At 63.1% G+C, this 19239-nt stretch carries 15 protein-coding genes; 11 read left to right on the forward strand and 4 right to left on the reverse strand.

Features of this window, described 5'->3' with window-relative positions; all coding sequences use genetic code 11:
* Positions 1-244: 244 nt before the first annotated feature.
* The gene (locus tag Q0520_RS05950; protein WP_298667586.1) at positions 245-1204 is read right to left on the reverse strand and encodes a hypothetical protein; all 960 of its coding nucleotides are present in this window, start codon (positions 1202-1204) and stop codon (positions 245-247) included.
* 112 nt (positions 1205-1316) lie between these two features.
* Here Q0520_RS05950 and Q0520_RS05955 point away from each other — a divergent pair, with 112 nt between their 5' ends.
* The 6 genes from Q0520_RS05955 to cobA are packed head-to-tail and all read left to right on the forward strand — an operon-like array spanning position 1317 to position 7024.
* Entirely contained in the window at positions 1317-1958 is a 642-nt protein-coding gene (locus Q0520_RS05955) for a bifunctional precorrin-2 dehydrogenase/sirohydrochlorin ferrochelatase (RefSeq protein ID WP_298667588.1), read from the forward strand.
* Positions 1959-1965: 7 nt separating this feature from the next.
* Entirely contained in the window at positions 1966-3210 is a 1245-nt protein-coding gene (hemA, locus tag Q0520_RS05960; protein WP_298667611.1) for a glutamyl-tRNA reductase, read from the forward strand.
* A complete protein-coding gene (gene hemB / locus Q0520_RS05965) occupies positions 3189-4175 on the forward strand; it encodes a porphobilinogen synthase (protein WP_298667613.1) in 987 nt (328 codons plus the stop codon). The genes hemA and hemB overlap by 22 nt, the downstream gene beginning before the upstream one ends.
* Positions 4162-5406 (forward strand): glutamate-1-semialdehyde 2,1-aminomutase, encoded by a 1245-nt coding sequence (gene hemL, locus Q0520_RS05970; RefSeq protein ID WP_298667590.1) that lies wholly within the window; start codon positions 4162-4164, stop codon positions 5404-5406. The genes hemB and hemL overlap by 14 nt, the downstream gene beginning before the upstream one ends.
* A complete protein-coding gene (hemC, locus tag Q0520_RS05975) occupies positions 5397-6281 on the forward strand; it encodes a hydroxymethylbilane synthase (RefSeq protein WP_298667592.1) in 885 nt (294 codons plus the stop codon). Before hemL ends, hemC begins: the two co-directional genes overlap by 10 nt.
* Positions 6278-7024: a uroporphyrinogen-III C-methyltransferase gene (cobA, locus tag Q0520_RS05980; protein WP_298667594.1), complete on the forward strand. Its 747-nt coding sequence runs from the start codon at positions 6278-6280 to the stop codon at positions 7022-7024. The genes hemC and cobA overlap by 4 nt, the downstream gene beginning before the upstream one ends.
* Positions 7025-7097: 73 nt before the next feature.
* Here cobA and ilvD read toward each other — a convergent pair whose 3' ends face one another.
* Positions 7098-8741, reverse strand: coding sequence for a dihydroxy-acid dehydratase (ilvD, locus tag Q0520_RS05985; RefSeq protein WP_298667596.1), 1644 nt, complete (start codon positions 8739-8741; stop codon positions 7098-7100).
* 231 nt (positions 8742-8972) lie between these two features.
* Between ilvD and Q0520_RS05990 the strand changes: the two genes are divergently transcribed.
* A complete protein-coding gene (locus Q0520_RS05990) occupies positions 8973-9560 on the forward strand; it encodes a carbonic anhydrase (protein WP_298667598.1) in 588 nt (195 codons plus the stop codon).
* Here the strand turns inward: Q0520_RS05990 and Q0520_RS05995 are convergent.
* Together Q0520_RS05995 and Q0520_RS06000 are read right to left on the reverse strand one after the other, a co-directional pair.
* Positions 9548-9898: a hypothetical protein gene (locus Q0520_RS05995; RefSeq protein ID WP_298667600.1), complete on the reverse strand. Its 351-nt coding sequence runs from the start codon at positions 9896-9898 to the stop codon at positions 9548-9550. The genes Q0520_RS05990 and Q0520_RS05995 overlap by 13 nt on opposite strands.
* A gap of 63 nt (positions 9899-9961) precedes the next feature.
* Complete coding sequence (locus Q0520_RS06000; RefSeq protein ID WP_298667602.1) at positions 9962-10849, reverse strand: flavodoxin family protein; 888 nt, start codon at positions 10847-10849, stop codon at positions 9962-9964.
* A 100-nt stretch (positions 10850-10949) separates the two neighbouring features.
* On the opposite strand from Q0520_RS06000, the gene carA reads away from it, so the two are divergent.
* The 4 genes from carA (at position 10950) to Q0520_RS06020 (ending at position 19223) form a co-directional block, all read left to right on the forward strand.
* A complete protein-coding gene (gene carA, locus Q0520_RS06005; protein WP_298667604.1) occupies positions 10950-12005 on the forward strand; it encodes a glutamine-hydrolyzing carbamoyl-phosphate synthase small subunit in 1056 nt (351 codons plus the stop codon).
* Positions 12005-15172 (forward strand): carbamoyl-phosphate synthase large subunit, encoded by a 3168-nt coding sequence (carB, locus tag Q0520_RS06010; RefSeq protein ID WP_298667606.1) that lies wholly within the window; start codon positions 12005-12007, stop codon positions 15170-15172. Before carA ends, carB begins: the two co-directional genes overlap by 1 nt.
* Before the next feature lie 227 nt (positions 15173-15399).
* A complete protein-coding gene (locus tag Q0520_RS06015) occupies positions 15400-17847 on the forward strand; it encodes a PKD domain-containing protein (protein ID WP_298667608.1) in 2448 nt (815 codons plus the stop codon).
* Positions 17848-18035: 188 nt separating this feature from the next.
* Positions 18036-19223 (forward strand): argininosuccinate synthase, encoded by a 1188-nt coding sequence (locus tag Q0520_RS06020; RefSeq protein WP_298667610.1) that lies wholly within the window; start codon positions 18036-18038, stop codon positions 19221-19223.
* The last annotated feature ends 16 nt before the right edge of the window (positions 19224-19239 follow it).

Here is a 19239-nt window from a genome sequence, read left to right on the forward strand (position 1 = left end):
AACCCGGGTTTAGGCGTTGGCAACGCCTAGTGATAACCACTACACTATCGGCGCTCTGCTGGTGTCATATCACCGCAGTGCCTTACAATATTTGCTATACTCACATATAAGGATTTTCCACAGGCCCTGCCCGGACCGGGCCCTGTGACGGTGAGGGAAACCGCCGCGCAGAGGACGGCCCCACAGGGCCACGCCAGGACCGCAGGGGAGGGACCGCACCACAAGAAAAGGGAGGGGACGTCCCTCATGCCGCAACAGGTTCTGCCAGGAGGTCGTGTGCCGGGCTGAACCGCCGCAGGACGTCGAGGGAGTAGTATCTGAAGAAGGTGGCGAAGGGCACCTGCAGGAGGAGGAGGAAGGGGAGGGCGAGGAGAATGACGGCGGCGACCAGGAAGACCAGCGCACCCATGGCCGGACCGCTGGCGAAGAGACCTGCGAGGAGGGCGACGATAAAGAGTGGGACCCCGATGACCGCGAGGACGAGCAGGCCGAGGACCCCCATGATCAACCCGGCAACAATGAGGAGGACTATCTTTGCGACGACATAGACCGCCGCATTCTTCAGGTCGGCGCGGAGGAGGCCGTAGACACGCCGCCACCCCTCGACGACCCCGCACCTGTCCGCGACCATCACCGGCACGACAAAGTCGACGGTGAGCATCAGCACTGTCCCGAAGACCAGGACAAGGAGGAGGAGCACAGGCAGGAGGAAGAGCAGGGCGACGACATTCGAGATACCCGAGAAGATGCCGGTGAAAACTCCGAAGACCGCAAATCCAACCATCACGGCGATGAAGACAAGGAAAAGCAGCACCTCAAAGAGGAAGAAGGAGAGGCCCGGACCCATCCGCTCCCTGAAGGTGCGGGAGAGGGAGACCTGGCCCGAGGTGAGGCAGTCCACGAAGACGAACTGGAAGACCGACCCGATGTATGCAAAGGCCAGTACAAGGACGACCAGGGCCGCGAAGATCAGGAAGAAGGTCGTCGGGGCAAGGCCGAAGAAGTCGGGCACTGGCATGGCGCCCATATTCGCACCTCTCCGGTCGGGGAAGGAGTAGTTGCCGCCGCCACCGCCAAAACCTCCGACAAAGAACGCTATTACGGCGAGCCTGAGCCAGACGCCGAGATTGAACGGCCAGAGCAGCGACTTTGTCCGGGAAACGGCCCCTTCAAACGCGCTGATGGCGTGGAAATCCACAGTCATGCGCAAAGATCAGAATACGGAGGAGATAAAGGAGGCGGTCGGTCGGGTGTTACGATCAAGAAAAGACAATAATACATAATCTTAATTTGCGGCCGCCGCACACAGATCAGTGATGATCCCGCTGATCCTCGACCTCACCGGGAGGCACGTCGTCATCTTCGGAGGCGGTACCGTGGGAGCGCGAAAAGCGGCATATTTCTGCCATGAAGCGAGGGTCACCGTTGTCAGCCGGAGTTTTCTGCCCGCAATTGTCAGTTCTGGCGCTGAATGCATCGAGGCCGACGTCGATGCAATGGACGACCGCACACTCCTCGACCTGCTGGACGGGGCCTTTCTTGCCGTCGCCGCCACGCCCGACGCAGCGCTGAACGACCGGATCGGGCGTCTGGCACAGGAAGCGGGCGCCCACTTCAACAACGCGCACGGGAAGACCGGTGACGTCCTCGTCCCCTCGGTCCTGCGGGGGGAGCGCTACCTCATCGCCGTCAGTACCGGAGGGACAAGCCCGGCCGTCCCGCGGTTTCTCAGGGAGCACCTGGAGGAGACCTTCCCCTCTCTCGACGCGATGATCGGGGTCGAAGGGCGACTGCGCGAGGACCTCAAAAAGTCCGTGCCCGCACAGGCCGACCGGAGCCGTATCCTCAGGGCCGTCCTCCACGACCCCGAGGCCTGGGCATGGCTTGCCGGCGGCGAAGACGAGGCGTACCGGAAGATAAAGGAGCGATATATCAGTGGAAACACATCTCTATGCTGACGTGGCCATGGCCGGCCTCAACCACCATGCGGCCGGCCTCGCCGACCTTGAAGCCTTCAGGTTCTCTGACGAAGAGGAGTTCCTCGCCCGGGCGCGGGAACGGTTCAAGGGCGTCTTCCTCCTCCAGACCTGCAACAGGATCGAGGTACTCGTCAACGGGACGGCAGATGACCTCACCGCATTCCTCCACGACCTTGGGCGAGAGAAGTTCGAGGTCCGCGAGGGAGTGGACGTCCTCCGCCACCTCCTTCAGGTCGCTTCAGGCATCGACTCCATGATCATCGGCGAGGACCAGATCCTCGGCCAGATGAAACGTGCCTGGGCAGCATCGCAGGCGGCCGGCGCCTCCGACCACGTCATCGACCTCTGCATCAAGAAGGCCGTGTACGTCGGCGTCGAGGTGCGGAAGAGGACGAAGATCAACAGGGGCGCCGTCTCTATCGGTTCTGCGGCCGTCGCCCTCGCCGAAGAACTGCTCGGCAGCCTCGAAGGCCGGCACATCCTCGTCATCGGAAGCGGGGAGATGGGGATGCTCGTCGCCCAGGCCCTCGCCGCAAAGGACCTGACCGCGATCTACGTGGCAAACCGGACCTACGAGAGGGCTGTCGTCCTCGCCAGGAAGATCGGGGGGAAAGCGGTCAACTTCGCCGAACTGAGGCGCTACATCACCCTCTCCGACGTCGTCATCACCTGCACCTCCGCACCCCACCCGATCCTCACCCGGCCCCTCCTGGCCGAGGTGATGAGAGGGCGGTGCTGGCCTCTCGACGGCCACCCGCGGCCCCTCGTCGTCATCGACATCGCCCAGCCGCGGGACGTCGAGGAGGGCGCCGGCGAGGTTGACGGCGTCAACCTGTACACCATCGACAACCTCCGCGACGTCAATGAGCACACCATAGCGTCGCGGAAGGCCGAGGCCGACCGCGCCCATGATTTTATCGAATCAGAACTCGACCATTTCCTCACCACGCTCAATGCCGCCTCGGCCGACGACGCCCTGCGGGGGCTGTACACCTGGGCCGAGGCGATCCGCGTCAGGGAGCGCGACCGTGCCTGCGCCCGCCTCCAGGGGTGCGACGCCCAGACCGCGGCGGTCATCGACGACCTGACGCGGGTGCTCGCAAAGAAACTCCTCCTGGACGCCACCTACTCCATACGGGCATGTGCGGAGCAGGGGCAGACGCAGGAGGCAGAATGGCTGGTGAAGGCAATTACCAGAGGAGACAGACTATGTTCCCGGAAAGACGACTGAGACGACTGAGAAAAAGAAACCTCCAGCCCCTCTTCAGGGAGACGAGGCTTGATGCAAGCGACTTTGTGATGCCGCTCTTCTTTGACGAGACGATCGAACACGCCGTGGCCATTGAGTCAATGCCCGGCCAGTCAAGGTACCCCGTCGGGGACGCGGCACCTGTAGCGGAAAGACTGAACAAAGCAGGTGTCTCTGCGGTCATCCTCTTCGGCGTCCCCGCCGTGAAGGACGCCGCCGCCCACTCGGCCTATGCCGAGACCGGCGGAGTCCAGAGGGCGGTCGCCGCCATCAAGAAGGCCTGCCCGGAGATGGTGGTGATCACCGACGTCTGCGCCTGTGAGTACACCGACCACGGCCACTGCGGGATCATCGGCGAGACCTCCTCCGGGGAGATCGACCTCCTGAACGGCCCCTCCCTTGCCCTGATGCAGAAAATCGCGGTCTCCCACGCCCGTGCAGGCGCCGACCTGGTCGCTCCCTCCTGCATGCTCGACGGCCAGGTCGGGGCGATCAGGACGGCACTCGACGCCGCAGGCTATGCCGACGTCCCGGTCATGTCCTATTCCACGAAGTTCGCGAGCGCCTTCTACGGCCCCTTCAGGGAGGCGGCACACTCGGGTTATTCCTTCGGCGACAGGACCACCTACCAGATGGACCCGGCGAACGGCCGTGAAGCGCTCCTCGAATCCGAGATGGACGCTGACGAGGGGGCCGACATCCTGATGGTGAAACCGGCCGCCCTCTACCTCGACGTGCTGGCAAAGATCCATGAGATCGGTCTCCCGGTCGCCGCCTACCAGGTCTCCGGGGAATACGCCCAGATCAAAGCCGCGGCTGAACGCGGCTGGATCGACGAGAAGCGGTGCGCCCTCGAGAGCCTCACCTGCATCAAGAGGGCCGGTGCCGACCTGATCATCACCTACTATGCAGAAGACGCGGCGAGGTGGCTCCGTGAAGAGCAGTGACCTCTTTGCACGGGCAGAGGGCCTGATGCCCGGCGGGGTCTCAAGCCCTGTACGGGCGATCAAGCCCTGCCCCTTCTACACGGCCGGGGCGCACGGCCCCTTCCTCCGGACTGTCGAGGGGCGGGAACTCATCGACTGCTGTCTCGGTTACGGCCCCCTCATCCTCGGCCACGCCCATGAAGCAGTCAGGCAGGCGATCGAAGCGCAACTTGCAGAAGGCTGGCTCTACGGCACCCCGTGCCCGCAGGAGATCGCCCTCGCGGAGAGGATCGCCACCGACCACCCCTCCATCGATATGGTCCGCTTCGTCTCCACCGGGTCCGAGGCGACGATGGCGGCGATCAGGCTCGCCCGCGCCGCCACGGGAAAGCCCGACATCGTGAAGATCGAGGGTGGTTTCCACGGCGCCCACGACGCCGTGCTCGTGCAGGCGGGGTCGGGGGCGACGACGATGGGCGTCCCCGACTCTGCCGGCGTCGTCGCCGACCTTGTGCGGCACACGCGACAGGTGCCGTACAACGACCCGGAGGCCCTCGACGCCGTCCTCTCCTCCTCAGAGGAGATCGCCGCCCTCATCATCGAACCGGTGATGGGCAATGTCGGCCCTGTCCTCCCCGAGGAGAATTACCTGCGGGAGGTGCGGAGGATCACGGAGGACCATGACGTCCTCCTCATCTTCGACGAAGTGATCACCGGCTACCGCCTCGGTATCGGCGGGGCGCAGAAGCGCTTCGGCATCACCCCTGACCTCACGACCCTTGGCAAGATCATCGGCGGCGGCCTCCCTGTCGGCGCCTTCGGCGGGAGGCGCGACCTCATGGAGATGGTCGCCCCGCAGGGCCCGGTCTACCAGGCCGGCACCTTCAGCGGGAACCCCCTCACCATGGCCGCCGGCGCCGCCGCCCTCGGCTGGCTCCACGACCACCCCGAGGTCTACAGCCGCCTCGACGAGGGGACGAAGGCCATCGGCGACGCCTGCGACGACGCAGGTGCCGGCGGCTCCTTCGTCAGGCTCGGCTCCATCTTCAAATACTTCTTCAGGGCCGAACCCCCGACGAACTACGCCGAGGCGAAAGAGAGCGATACCGGGGCCTTCAGAACATTCTGGGAGAAGATGCTCGCAAAGGGCATCTTCGTCCCACCGTCGCAGTTCGAGACGAACTTCCTCTCGGCGGCGCACACAGACAAGATCATCGAACGCATCGCGGACGCATACAGGACATGTCTCTAAAAATAGGAACACGCGGGAGCCAGCTCGCCCTCGCGCAGACGGAACGGGTCAGCAGGGCTCTGAAACAGATGGGCATCGAGGTCGAGACAGCAGTCATCAGGACGAAAGGCGACACCAACACCGGCGTCCCCCTCCACGAGATCGGGGGGCAGGGCGTCTTTGTCCGGGCCCTCGACGAGGCGATCATCGACGGCACCATAGACGCCGCCGTCCACAGCATGAAAGACATCCCGGCAAAGAGGCCGAGGGGCGTCGTCACCGGCGCCGTCCTTACCCGGGACTCGCCTAACGATTTCCTCGCCCACGAAGGGGACATTGCGGGCGTGCATATTGTCGGCACCTCCTCGACCCGGCGGCGGGCGCAGTTGCTGCGGCACGACCCTGATATCGAGGTGAGGCAGCTGCGCGGCAACGTGGACACGCGCCTCAAGAAGATGCGGGAGAACCAGTATGACGCTATCGTCCTCGCCGAGGCCGGCCTTGAGAGGCTCGGCTACAAAGTGAAGGGACAGCGCCTGCCGACCTCTCAGTTCGTCCCCTCACCGAACCAGGGTACAATCGCCGTGGTCTGCAGGAACAGTCCTGAGATCATCGAGATGGTCCAGCCCCTCGACGACACGCAGACGCGGATGGACGTCGGGATCGAGCGGGTGATCATGGAAGAGGTCGGCGGCGGGTGCTTCACGCCGCAGGGGATCTACTGCCAGGACGGCCACCTCATCGCCGAGGTGCTCTCCCTCGACGGGAGCAGGGACGTGAGGGTCGAAGAAGACATCGCGACCCTGGACGAGGCGCGGGACTGCGGCAGGAAACTCCGGACAGATGCTGGCGACCTCATCAAAGAGGCCTACAGACAGCTGGGGATCATGCCATGAGCGGAAAGGTCATTCTCGTGGGTTCAGGTCCCGGCGGGCTCGGCCTCATGGCGCCGCGGGCACGGGAGGCGATCGAAGGGGCCGACGTCATCCTCTACGACCAGTTGCCGGGCGACGAGATCCTGGCCACCCTGCCGGAGAGTGCGGAGAAGATCGACTGCGGCAAACACGGCGGCGACCACACCCTCGAGCAGGACGAGATCGAGGCCCTGATGGTCGAGAAGGCCCTCGAAGGGAAGAAAGTCGTGAGACTGAAGGGCGGCGACCCCTTCCTTTTCGGGCGGGGCGGTGAGGAGATGGAGACCCTCCGCGCCCACGGCATCGCGGTCGAGGTGGTGCCCGGCATCAGTTCGGCCATCGCCGTCCCCGAGTCTGTCGGCATCCCGGTGACGCACCGGAAGTTCGCCTCGCAGGTGACGGTCATCACCGGCCACGAGGACCCGACGAAGGGCGAGTCGGCACTGGACTGGCAGTATCTCGGCAGGACGCGGGGGACGATCGTCGTGCTCATGGGCGTCAAGAACCTCGGGAAGATCGCGGAGGCGCTGATCGGGAACGGCCGGGACAGTGCGACGCCGGTCGCGATCATCGAGCGCGGCATGCGCCCTGACCAGAGGGTGACGGTCGGGCCCCTCGCGGAGATCGCGGAGACCGCCCGTGCACAGGGTGTCAGGCCGCCCGCAGTCATCGTCATCGGCGAGGTCGTCGGCCTGTACGACGGCACGACGGTCTACCGGCCCTGAGCGCAGGGATAACAGGAAGACATCATATTCTCTTTTTTTGCCCTGGAAAATGTCTTTCCCGATCCCTGTACGGTCACCTCTGCACCGCCCCGATCTCGGCGCCGCCGACGGTTGCGGAGTACCGGGAGAGGATGCCGGAAAGGGATTTTTTCACGGGCGTCCACTCGTAGCGGCGGGACTTCAGGGTCTCCTCGTCGACGAGGAGGTCGAGGCGGCGGTTGTGGAGGTCGATCGCGATCCTGTCCCCCTCCCTGACGAGGGCGATCGGTCCGCCTGCGGCGGCCTCGGGGGCGACATGCCCGATGCACGGCCCCCGTGTCCCGCCGGAGAACCGGCCGTCGGTGACGAGGGCGACCCGCCTGTAGCCGAAGCCGACGAGGGCCGCGGTCGGCGAGAGCATCTCTGGCATGCCAGGTCCGCCCCGCGGCCCCTCGTACCTGATGACGACGACGTCGCCCTCCCTGATCTTCTGGCCGAGGATCGCCTTCATGGCGGCGTCCTCACCGTCGAAGACCCTGGCCGGGCCGGTGTGCCGCCACATCGCGTCGTCCACTGCGGCCGCCTTGACGACGGCGCCGGAGGGGGCGAGGCTGCCGTGCAGGACCTTCAGCCCGCCTGCGGCGTGGACCGGGTGTTCGGTCGGCCTGATCACGGAGGTGTCGAGGACCGCGGCCGCGGCCGCGATCGACCGTATCGACCTGCCCGACACAGTCGGCGCCTCTTCGAGGTGCTCCATGATTGCGTGGAGGACGGCCGGGATCCCCCCGGCACGATGGAGGGCGACCATGGAGTGGGGGCCGCCCGGTTGCATGTGGCTGATATGCGGCACGGCGTCGGAGATCGCGTTGAAGTCGGCGAGGGTGAGGGGCACCCCGGCCTCTGCGGCGATCGCCATCAGGTGGAGGACGGTGTTCGTCGACCCGCCGAGGGCCATGTCCACCCTGACGGCGTTCCGCAGGCTTTCGAGGGTGATGATCCTCCTCGACGTGACCCCCTCCTTTACCAGGCGCACGGCCACCTCCCCGCTCTCCCGTGCGACCCTGAGTTTTGCGGCGTCCACGGCAGGTATGGCGGCGCAACCGGGGAGGGACATGCCCATTGCCTCGGTCATGCACGCCATGGTGTTCGCCGTGTACAGCCCCTGGCAACTCCCGCACCCCGGCATGGCGGCGCACTCCAGGCCGTGGAGTTCGTCCTCGCCCATCGTGCCCGCGGCGACCTTCCCGACGGCCTCGAAGACGTCGGTGAGGGTGAGGTCCCGGCCGCCGAGACTGCCCGGCAGCATCGGCCCGCCGGTGACCATGATGGCCGGGATGTCCAGGCGTGCCGCCGCCATCAGCATGCCCGGCACGATCTTGTCGCAGGTGCCGACGCAGACCAGACCGTCGAAACGGTGGGCCTGGACCATCACCTCGATGGAGTCGGCGATGTTCTCCCGCGACGGCAGGGAGTAGCGCATCCCCTCATGGCCCATCGCGATCCCGTCGCAGACCCCGATGACCCCGAACTCGAAGGGGACACCGCCCGCCGCGGCGATCCCCTCTTTCACCCTCTCGCTGATCGACCGGAGGTGCATGTGGCCGGGCACGACGGTGTTGTAGGCATTGGCGATGCCGATGAAGGGGAGGTCCATCTCCCTGTCCGTGACCCCGAGCGCCCGCAGGAGGGCGCGGTTCGGGGCCCTCGGGTATCCTTTCTTGACGAGATCGCTCCTCATGGTTCTCACAGAGAGACTGTCCATGAGTATATCAACTCTCTCATTTGTGGAAGTTCCTGACCCTGGCCTCTATACTCGCCGATCTCAGGGAGAGAGACACAAATCCTCCGTTTTTGCCCGCCATCTCTTTACCCCCCCTGAAAACTGCCCCTCTCCTAAACTGATTTCGGAGGGTTCAATTACTGCCAAAGAGATTTTTAATCTCGGCAGTGTTCCTGCCGGGAGTTAGGTATGATTGACAGGTTTCTTGAAGGAAACAAAACATTCATCGAGGGTGAGTTCACCGAACACCGGGAATATTACCGCGATCTCGCCACAGGACAGAGCCCCACCGTCCTCTGGATAGGTTGTTCGGACTCCAGGGTTTCCCCGGACCGGATCACCGGCGCAATGGCCGGAGAGATTTTTGTTCACCGCAACATCGGCAACATCGTCAGGGTCGGCGACTGGAACTTCGCCACAATCCTTGAGTACGCCGTCAAACACCTGAAGGTCTCTGACATCGTCGTCTGCGGCCACTCCGACTGCGGCGCAATGAAGGCCCTGGCATCTGACAAAGAATCGAACGAGGCCTACATTCCCCTGTGGCTCTCGAACGCAATGCAGGCAAGGAAAGATGTTGAAAAAAGGATGCCGAAACCCTCCGACCCCGAGGGCCTGAAGAAATGGAGACGGATGATCGAAGAAGAGAACGTGAGGCTCCAGATCGAAAACCTCAGGACCTATCCGATCGTGAGGGACGCGGAGAAAGAAGGGAAGATTACGGTCCACGGCCTGTACTTCGACCTTGAGACCGGAAAACTGGATCAGATCGCCTGACCGAGGGCGGAATCTATCTCTATTTTTATCTGCGGCAGCGAGATGCGGCCGATCGGAGTGACCTTCCCGTTCACCAGGATGATCGGGATAGGGGGCTGGTGCTCCTCGACAATCTTTTGCACGTACTCGGGGACGCCGTCGTCAAGGAGAGTGAGAGTCACGTCTACTTTCTCGCCGTACTCCGCCGAAAGAGCCTTTTTCAGGGCCTCGGTCGCGTCCACGAGTTTCCCGGAGAGATAGCACTTTGTGAGGCCGCAGGAGCGCTCCTCATTGCAGGGGAAAGGGCTGCACTCCCCGTACGAAAACCCGATGACCTCGATGTGGGCATGGTCTGCCATGCCATCAATGTTTGGCCCGGGCCAATATGAGCATTTGTTCCGTGCCAGAGACGGCGGTCGGGGTCAGTCCGCCACTCTGGAAATCAGGGCCCGCAACTCCGCGCGCACGCCCTCCTCCTTCCCGGCCACAGTCCTGATATCGTTCACCGCGTCTGCCCCGTCGACGAGCACCTCGCCGAGCATCTCCGCACCGATAAGCCGGAAGAAAGACCCTGCCACCCTGCTGACGCAGACGAAGTTCTCCGCACCCACCTGGCCGGAGACGGCGCAGAGGATGCCCGCCTGTCGCCCGGACTCACCCCCTGTCAACAGGCGCCGAGCGCGGTACGCCTGACACCGGTCGATCACCGCCTTCAGCGCGGCCGGGACGGTTTCAGCGTATACCGGGGTGCAGACGATGACAAGGCCCACCGCCGCGAGGGTGCGGTATATCGCGACCATATCGTCGTCGATCACGCATCTCCCGGCATTATAGCACCGGAAGCAACCGGTGCATTCTTCGATGCGCATCTCCGCAGGACAGAGAGTCTCGCACCGCAACCCCGCGTCCCGGCAGGCATCGGTCGTCCACCCGGCAAGGATGGCCGAGTTCCCGTGCTGTCTCGGGCTCCCCTGGAGGACCACCGCCGTCGATGGTGCGCGGAGAGGGAGAGGCCCGACCGCAGGTTCGGGCGGGTGGAGGACGAAGGCCTCGGGACGGTCGGGCAGTTCCTGCCTGAGACGGTGGAAGGCGGTGAGCGCAACACTCTCGGCGGTCTGCGAGGTGCCGGGCGGGTATTCGTAGGTGTTGGTGCGGTAGGTATAGAGGACGTCCTCCCCTCTCCTGAACTCAAGGGTGTACCTGACCATACCGGGATATGCCGCCGAGAGATCCTCTCCCTTCAGGACGAGCAAACCCGGCCTCCCGTCCACGACAACCTCGACCGAACGGAGGATCCATGCGCCGTGCATCTGTTACCCCGGCTGAGGAAAAGAACATGGCCCTATATATGCCTTGCCCGGCGGGTCACTAGCGTTAATAAGGTACGTGGCGCATTAAATATGGTAATTCATGAAGGCGGTTCTGGGTCTTGAAGACGGCGAATTTGTTGTAGGGGAGGGATTTGGTGTAGAAGGGTCCTGTTCCGGGGAATTGGTCTTTACCACCCAGATGACGGGGTATATGGAGGCACTGACTGACCCGAGTTATCAGGGACAGATCCTCATGTTCACCTTCCCGCTCATAGGGAATTATGGTGTAGACCACCATAATTTCCAGAGTCCAACAGTGCATTCTCTCGGGTGTGTCACCCGTGAAGTCTGCACGCATCCAACTGTAAAACCATCACTCATCGACTTTTTTGAACAAAATGGCTTGTATGGTATCACCGGCGTCGACACCAGGCGCCTCACCATCAAGACAAGGGAGCACGGCACCATGCGTGCAGCCCTCATCGTCGGGAGCGACGACGGCGAGGAGGCGGTGAAGATGGCCCGCACGGCCCCCGACATCGCGGCGCAGGACCTCTTCCCGCAGGTCTCCTGTAAGGAGCCGTTCCACATCCCCGGTCCGGGGAAGAGGATTGCGGTCATCGACCTCGGGATCAAGAAGAACATCGCGGTCAGCCTGCAGAAACGCGGCGCCGACCTCTATGTCTACCCGTACAACGCCACACCGGCCGAGATCGACAGGTGCGACCCCGAGGCGATCTTCATCACCAACGGCCCCGGCGACCCGAAACAGGCGAAAGACGCCATCGCCGCGGTGAAACACTACCTCGGCGAACTCCCGGTCTTCGGGATCTGCATGGGCAACCAGGTCACGGCGCTTGCCCTCGGTGCAGAGACCTACAAGATGAAGTTCGGTCACCGCGGCTCCAACCAGCCGGTCAGGCACATGAACGGTTCAATCTACATCACCACACAGAACCACGGCTTTGCCGTGGACGGCGACACCCTGCCCGAAGGCTGCCGGATCGCCTATGAGAACGTGAACGACGGCACCCTCGAGGGCTTCCGCGACGATGACCTCGACGTGCTCTGCGTCCAGTTCCACCCCGAGGCCCATGGCGGCCCGCACGATACGGAGCGTCCCATCTTTGACTTAATGTACAGGAGGATTGCCTGATGCCGAAGAATCCGAAGATTAAAAAGGCCCTGATCATCGGGTCAGGGCCCATCCAGATCGGACAGGCCGCCGAGTTCGACTTCTCGGGCTCGCAGGCCTGCCGCGCCCTGCGCGAGGAGGGCGTCAAGGTGGTCCTGGTCAACTCCAACCCCGCAACGATCCAGACCGACCCGGAGATGGCTGAGCGGGTCTATATCGAACCACTCAAGGCTGAGATCATCGCAAAGATCATCAAGAAGGAGAAGCCCGACGGGATCCTCTCGGGTATGGGCGGCCAGACAGGTCTCAACCTCACCGCCGAACTCGCCGAGATGGGCGCCCTTGACGGCGTCGAGATCCTGGGCACGCCCCTTGAAGCGATCTACCACGGCGAGGACAGGGAGAAGTTCAAGGAACTCATGAACGAGATCGGCGAACCGGTGCCAAAGAGCATCATCCTCGAACACATCGAGGACCTCGATGCGGCCCTTGCCGAGGTCGGCCTCCCCGCCATCATCAGGCCAGCTTACACCCTCGGCGGTGCGGGCGGCGGCATCGCCCACACCCCCGAGGAAATGCGGCGGATCGTGGAAGTCGGCCTCGCCCGTTCCCGCATCCACCAGGTGCTCATCGAAGAGTCGGTGATGGGCTGGAAGGAGATCGAGTTCGAGGTGATGCGCGACGCCGCCGACACCTGCGTCATCATCTGCGGCATGGAGAACGTCGACCCGATGGGCGTCCATACAGGGGAAAGCGTCGTCGTGGCCCCGATCCTCACCCTGCGCGACGACGAGTTCCAGATGATGCGCTCGGCGGCGATCAGGATCATCAGGGCCCTCGACGTGCAGGGCGGGTGCAACATCCAGTTCGCCTTCAAGGACGGGGACTACCGGGTCATCGAGGTCAACCCCCGTGTATCCCGTTCCTCGGCCCTCGCCTCCAAGGCGACCGGTTACCCGATTGCGCGGGTCGCCGCAAAGATCGCCATCGGCCTGCGCCTCGACGAGATCATGAACTCTGTCACCGGCATGACGCCGGCCTCCTTTGAGCCCTCTATCGACTACATCGTCGTGAAAGTGCCGCGCTGGCCCTTTGACAAGTTCAAGACCGCCGACCGCACCCTCACCACGGCGATGAAGAGCACCGGCGAGGTCATGGCCATCGGCAGGACAGTCGAAGAGGCCTTCAAGAAAGCCCTCCGCTCTCTCGACACCGATATGCGGGAGCACACAAACCCGAACGAGATCAAGATGATCCTGACAAGCCCGACCGACGAGCGCTTTGCCTGCCTTTTCGACGCTTTCAAGCAGGGAATGACCGTCGGCGAGATCGCGGCGATGACGAAGATCGCACCCTTCTTCCTGGAAAAGATCGAGCACCTCGTCAGGATCGAGAAGAAACTGAAGGAGAACTTTGAGGAAGGCGACCTCAGGACGGCGAAGAGGTTCGGCTTCTCGAACACGGAGATCGCCGGACTCACCGGCATGCCCGTGGACGAGGTCGAGAAGAAGGCCGGCAAACCGACCTACAAGATGGTCGACACCTGCGCCGCCGAGTTCCCGGCAAAGACACCGTACCTCTACTCCACCTGGGAAGAGGAGACCGAGGACGTCCATGACCCCCGCAAGAAGGTGCTCATCCTCGGTTCCGGCCCGATCAGGATCGGGCAGGGGATCGAGTTCGACTACTGCACCGTCCACGCGGTCCAGGCAGTCAGGGAAGAGGGCGTCGCCGTCCATATCATCAACAACAACCCCGAGACTGTCTCCACCGACTTCGACACCTCGGACAGGCTCTTCTTCGAGCCGATGCAGCTCGAGGACGTCGTCAACGTCCTGGTCAACGACGACTACGACGGCGTGATGGTCCAGTTCGGCGGGCAGAACTCGGTGAACCTGGCCATCCCCCTCGAACAGGAGATCAAAAAGCGCGGTCTCAAGACAAGGATCTTCGGCACATCGCCTGATGCGATGGACATGGCCGAGGACCGCGACCGGTTCAGTGTCCTCCTGGACAGACTGCAGATCCCCTCTGCGCCGAACGCCTCCGCCCACTCGGAGACAGAGGCGCGGAAGATCGCACAGAAGATCGGTTACCCGGTCCTTGTCCGCCCGAGTTACGTCCTCGGCGGCAGGGCGATGGAGATCGTCCACGACGAGGTGGAACTCGACAGTTACATGAAGGAAGCGGTCAGGGTCTCCCGGCAGCACCCGGTGCTCATCGACCGCTTCCTCCAGGACGCCTACGAACTCGACGTCGACGCCGTCTGTGACGGCGACGAGGTGCTCATCGGCGGTGTGATGGAGCATATCGAGGAGGCGGGCGTCCACTCCGGCGACTCGGCCTGCGTCATCCCGACCCAGTCCCTCTCAAAGTCGGTCGTCGACCGCGTGAAGGACTACACCCGGCGGATCGCCCTGGAGATGGGGGTCGTCGGCCTGATCAACATCCAGCTCGCGGTGAAGGACGATGTCGTCTATGTGCTGGAGGCGAACCCCCGGGCAAGCAGGACCGTGCCCTTCGTTTCGAAGGCGACAGGCACCCCGCTCGCCAAGATCGCCGCAAAGGTGATGATGGGCAGGAAACTGCACGACCTCGGCTACCATGAGAAGACCATCTCCCATGTCGCCGTCAAGGAAGTGCTCCTCCCCTTCAACAAACTGCCGGGCGTCGACACCGTCCTCGGCCCCGAGATGAAGAGCACCGGCGAGGTCATGGGCATCGACTACGACTTCGGCCGGGCCTACTACAAGGCCTGCCTTGCCGCGGACAACGACCTGCCCCTCAGGGGCAATGTCTTCATCTCGGTGCCCGACGACCAGAAGGTGGCGCTCGTCCCGATCGCAAAGAAACTCTCCGACCTCGGTCTCGTCCTGTACGGCACCGGCGGCACGGCCGAGTACCTCATCCAGTCGGGCGTCGACGTGAAGATGGTGAGGAAGGTCCAGGAAGGGTCGCCCAATGTCATCGACATGATGCGGAAAGGGGAGATCAGCCTGATCATCAACACCCCGGCGGACAAGCAGTCCCGCCAGGACCACTACGCGATCATGCGGGTGGCCGTGGACTACTCGGTACCCTATATCACCACCCTCTCCGCGGCCGAGGCGGCGGCGCGGGCGATCGAGGTGATGAAGCACGAGGAGATCACCATCGAGCCCCTGAACCACTACCTGGGGAAGGCTTAATTTCCCCTCTCTTTTTCCGGGCGATTGTTCATTAATATGCAAAAATGTTTGAATTCACAATGGCGCCCAAAAAAAGTTATGATAATCGTCATCTCAACGTACACCCTATTGTTCCACTCCTGATCGCAGCGTAAAATTTATCATTTTTCATCCCCTATGCCCGGCCGTAGGAGCGGCATATTTCACGCTCCATCCAGTTGTATCCCCCCATGTGAAGGAGGGAGAAAATGAAAGATGGATCTAAGGATAAGGGGGCGCATCGCCTCCTGGCGATCTGTATCGCCATCCCGCTGTTGCTCATGCTGGCCTGGACGGCATCGGCATCAGGCATGCCCGGCGTCCTCTGGGAGAGGACATTTGACTCGGGACTGAACGACTTCGGGAACAGTCTCCAGGAAACCGGCGACGGGGGATTTGTCCTTGCCGGTAAAGAGCAGAACTGCACGACAAGTGATATGTCCCTGCTGCGGACGGACAGGAACGGCACCGTCCTCTGGAACAGGACCTATGACTACGGTGACTACGATACGGCGAATGCCGTGCGGGTCACCCCGGACGGCGGATATGTCCTGGCAGGCTACGGCCAGATGGATGTCGGCGGTGTAAAGACCGACGGCATGATGATGGTCAGGACCAACAGCGCGGGGACGCCCCTCTGGACAGGGCCGACCGGGAACATCAGCCAGACCTGGGAGGAGGCGAAGGACGTCAGGGTCTGCAAGGACGGGGGTTTCGTCCTGACCGGACGGGACAACCCGGAGAACGGGCCGGGCGCGGCGTACCTTGTCCGGACCAACGAGACCGGCGAGGTGGAGTGGTCGACGCGTTTCCTGAGGATGTATGACGACGCCGGGTACTCCGTCCTCCAGACAACCGACGGCGGGTACCTGGTCGCGGGCACCTCTGCCGACCCTGTCAACGGGACGGTGGACGCGTTCCTGAGAAAGACAAACGAGACCGGTGCTCTCCTCTGGGAGCAGTATTATGCGGCGCGTGACCTGCAGTGGCCTTCACAGGGTGCAAAGGGAGACTTCCAGGCAGTGAAGGTGCTCCAGACCGCCGACGGGGGGTACGCCCTCGCGGGCAAGGCCGCTTTTGAACAGCCCGAGACGGCGGGCGCCGCCCTGATCAAGACCGACGCCAATGGCGAGGCCGTGTGGTCGCGCTTCTACAACACCACCTGCACCGATGCGTTCTGGGCCGAGGACTTCGTCGAGACATCTGACCGGGGATTTGTCCTTGCATGCCACTTCGACCCCGTGGCAAACCCCCAGAATGTTGTCTACCTCCTGAGGACAAATGCAACAGGGGAGATCACATGGCAGGACTTCTACACTCTCGGCCTGCTTGAGAACGACCCGCACGCGATCGTCCTGACAGAAGACGGCGGGTACGCGATCGGCGGCGAGACCGGGATCTGCACCGGGCCGACTCTCTTCACCGGGTGCTCGCTCGACGCTTTCATCCTCAAACTTGGAAAGGAACCACCCGGACCTCCGCCGTCGCAACCCTTCTACGCTGACTTCGCCGCCTTCCCGCGGAGCGGCACAGCACCCCTGACCGTGCAGTTCATCGACCGTTCGGCGGGCGACCCGGCGACCTGGTCCTGGGACTTCGGCGACGGTGCGAAGTCGAATGAGCGTTACCCCGTCCACACCTACACGCGGGCAGGCACCTACGCCGTCTCCCTGACCATCTCCGACGGGAAGAGGAGCGACACCGAGACAAAGACCGGCTACATCACCGTCACCCAGGAAGAACTGAAGGCACGCCTCTCATTCGTTCCCGCGGCGTCCACTTTCCCTCAGGGTGAGAACAGGACCTTTGACGTGGTGATGGACAGGGCAGATAAGAGCGTCGCCTTCTACTCGCTTGCCATCGACCTCACCGACCGCCGTATCGGCGAGATCGTGAAGGTCGAGATGCCCGGATGGGTGGGCACCAAATTTATGGTCTCGCCCGTGCCTGCCGACTCGGTCGTCGTCTCCGGCATCAGGGGCACAACCAACCCCGGGACAGAGAATGTCACCCTCTGCAGGGTAACGGTGCGCGGGGACACCGGCGGCCAGAGTGACCTCGTCCTCGGCGGGGCGCAGGTCGTGGGACCGGGCCTGGAGGACTACGTCCTTGAGACCGGGAAGGCGCGCCTCACGGTGACGGCCGCACCGACACCGGTCCCGCTCGGGGCGAACTTCACGGCCGCACCCCTGAACGGCACCGCACCCCTGGAGGTGAACTTCACCGACGCCTCGACGGGCACGCCCATCTCCTGGGCATGGGCTTTCGGCGACGGGAATACCTCCACAGAGAGCGACCCGACGCACACCTACGAGAATCCGGGGTTGTACACGGTGAACCTGACGGTCTCTGACGGGAAGACTTTCTCCTCCCGCGAGAGGACCGACTACATTAACGTCTCGGCCCCGCTCAGGGCGAACTTCACGGCCTCTCCGACCTCAGGGCCTGCCCCTCTGGAGGTGACCTTCAACGACACCTCGACGGGCACCCCCATATCCTGGGCATGGGTCTTCGGGGACGGGAATGTCTCCACAGAACCCAACACGACGCACACCTACGAGAATCCGGGGCTGTACACGGTGAACCTGACCGTCTCCGACATCGACGAGATGGACAACGAGACAAAGGTCAATTTCATCAACGTCACAGCACCATAGGGGCAGGGGAACCGGTACCCCACCTATTTTTCCAGAGGAGGGCCGGGCAGGTGCTCTCCTCCCACAGCGACGGACAATCCTCTGGAGACGCACGGCCGGAGACCGCAGGGCGACACGCCCCCAGAGATTTAAAAGTCTGGGAGCACTAACGGGTATTAGGTATCTGCATACCATCAGGTGTATCATCAATGGGAAAGGGAAAAATTGTACTCGCCTATTCTGGCGGTCTTGACACGTCAATCTGCATCCCGCTCCTCAAGGAGCACTACGGCTACGACGAGGTCGTCACCGTCGTCGTCGATGTCGGCCAGCCCGCACACGAGATCGAGGAGGGGTCGAAGAAGGGCGAAAAGCTTGCCGACCGCCACTACACCATCGACGCCAAGGACAAGTTCGTCAAAGAGCACCTCTTCCGTGCGATCAAGGCAAACGGGAGTTACGAGGGCTACCCGATGGGCACCGCCCTCGCCCGTCCCCTCATCGCCGAGGAGATCGTGAAGATCGCAAAGAAGGAAAAAGCCGTCGCCATCGCCCACGGCTGCACGGGCAAGGGCAACGACCAGCTCCGCTTCGACTTCATCTTCCGTGCGAACGGTTTCGAGGTCGTCGCCCCGATCAGGGAGATGAACCTCACCCGCGACTGGGAGATCGACTACGCCGAGAAGCACGGCGTCCCGGTGCCGGTGAAGAAGGAGAAGCCCTGGTCCATCGACGAGAACTTCTGGTCCCGGAGCATCGAGGGCGGCAAACTCGAAGACCCGGCATTCCACCCGCCCGAGGAGATCTATGCCTGGACCGTCTCCCCGAAGGACGCACCGGACGAGCCCGAGACGGTCACGATCGGCTTTGAGCAGGGCGTCCCTGTCTCCCTCAACGGGAAGACGATGAAGGGCGGCGACCTGATCCGCGAACTCAACGCCATCGCAGGCCGCCACGGTGTCGGCAGGAACGACATGATGGAGGACCGCATCCTCGGCCTCAAGGCCCGCGAGAACTACGAGCACCCGGCGGCGACCGTCCTCCTGACCGCACACCACGACCTTGAACGCCTCGTCCTGACCAGGCAGGAACTCTCCTTCAAGCACGGCGTCGACGAGAAGTGGTCTGAACTCGCCTACATGGGTCTCGTCCACGAGCCCCTCTATGTCGCCCTCAACGCCTTCATCGACACGACCCAGGAGCGTGTCACAGGCCAGGTGGACTGCGTCCTCTTCAAGGGAAGCGTCCATGTCGCCGGGCGGAGTTCGCCGATGGCCCTCTATTCGAGCGACCTGGTCTCCTTCGACTCCCACACCATCGACCAGTGCGATGCAGTGGGCGTCTCGAAGTACTTCGGCATGCAGGCCCGCCTGCTGAAGCAGATCAGGAAGGAATAAATTTTCTTTTTTTTTT

The organism is uncultured Methanofollis sp. (genome assembly GCF_937919355.1).
Lineage (GTDB): Archaea > Halobacteriota > Methanomicrobia > Methanomicrobiales > Methanofollaceae > Methanofollis.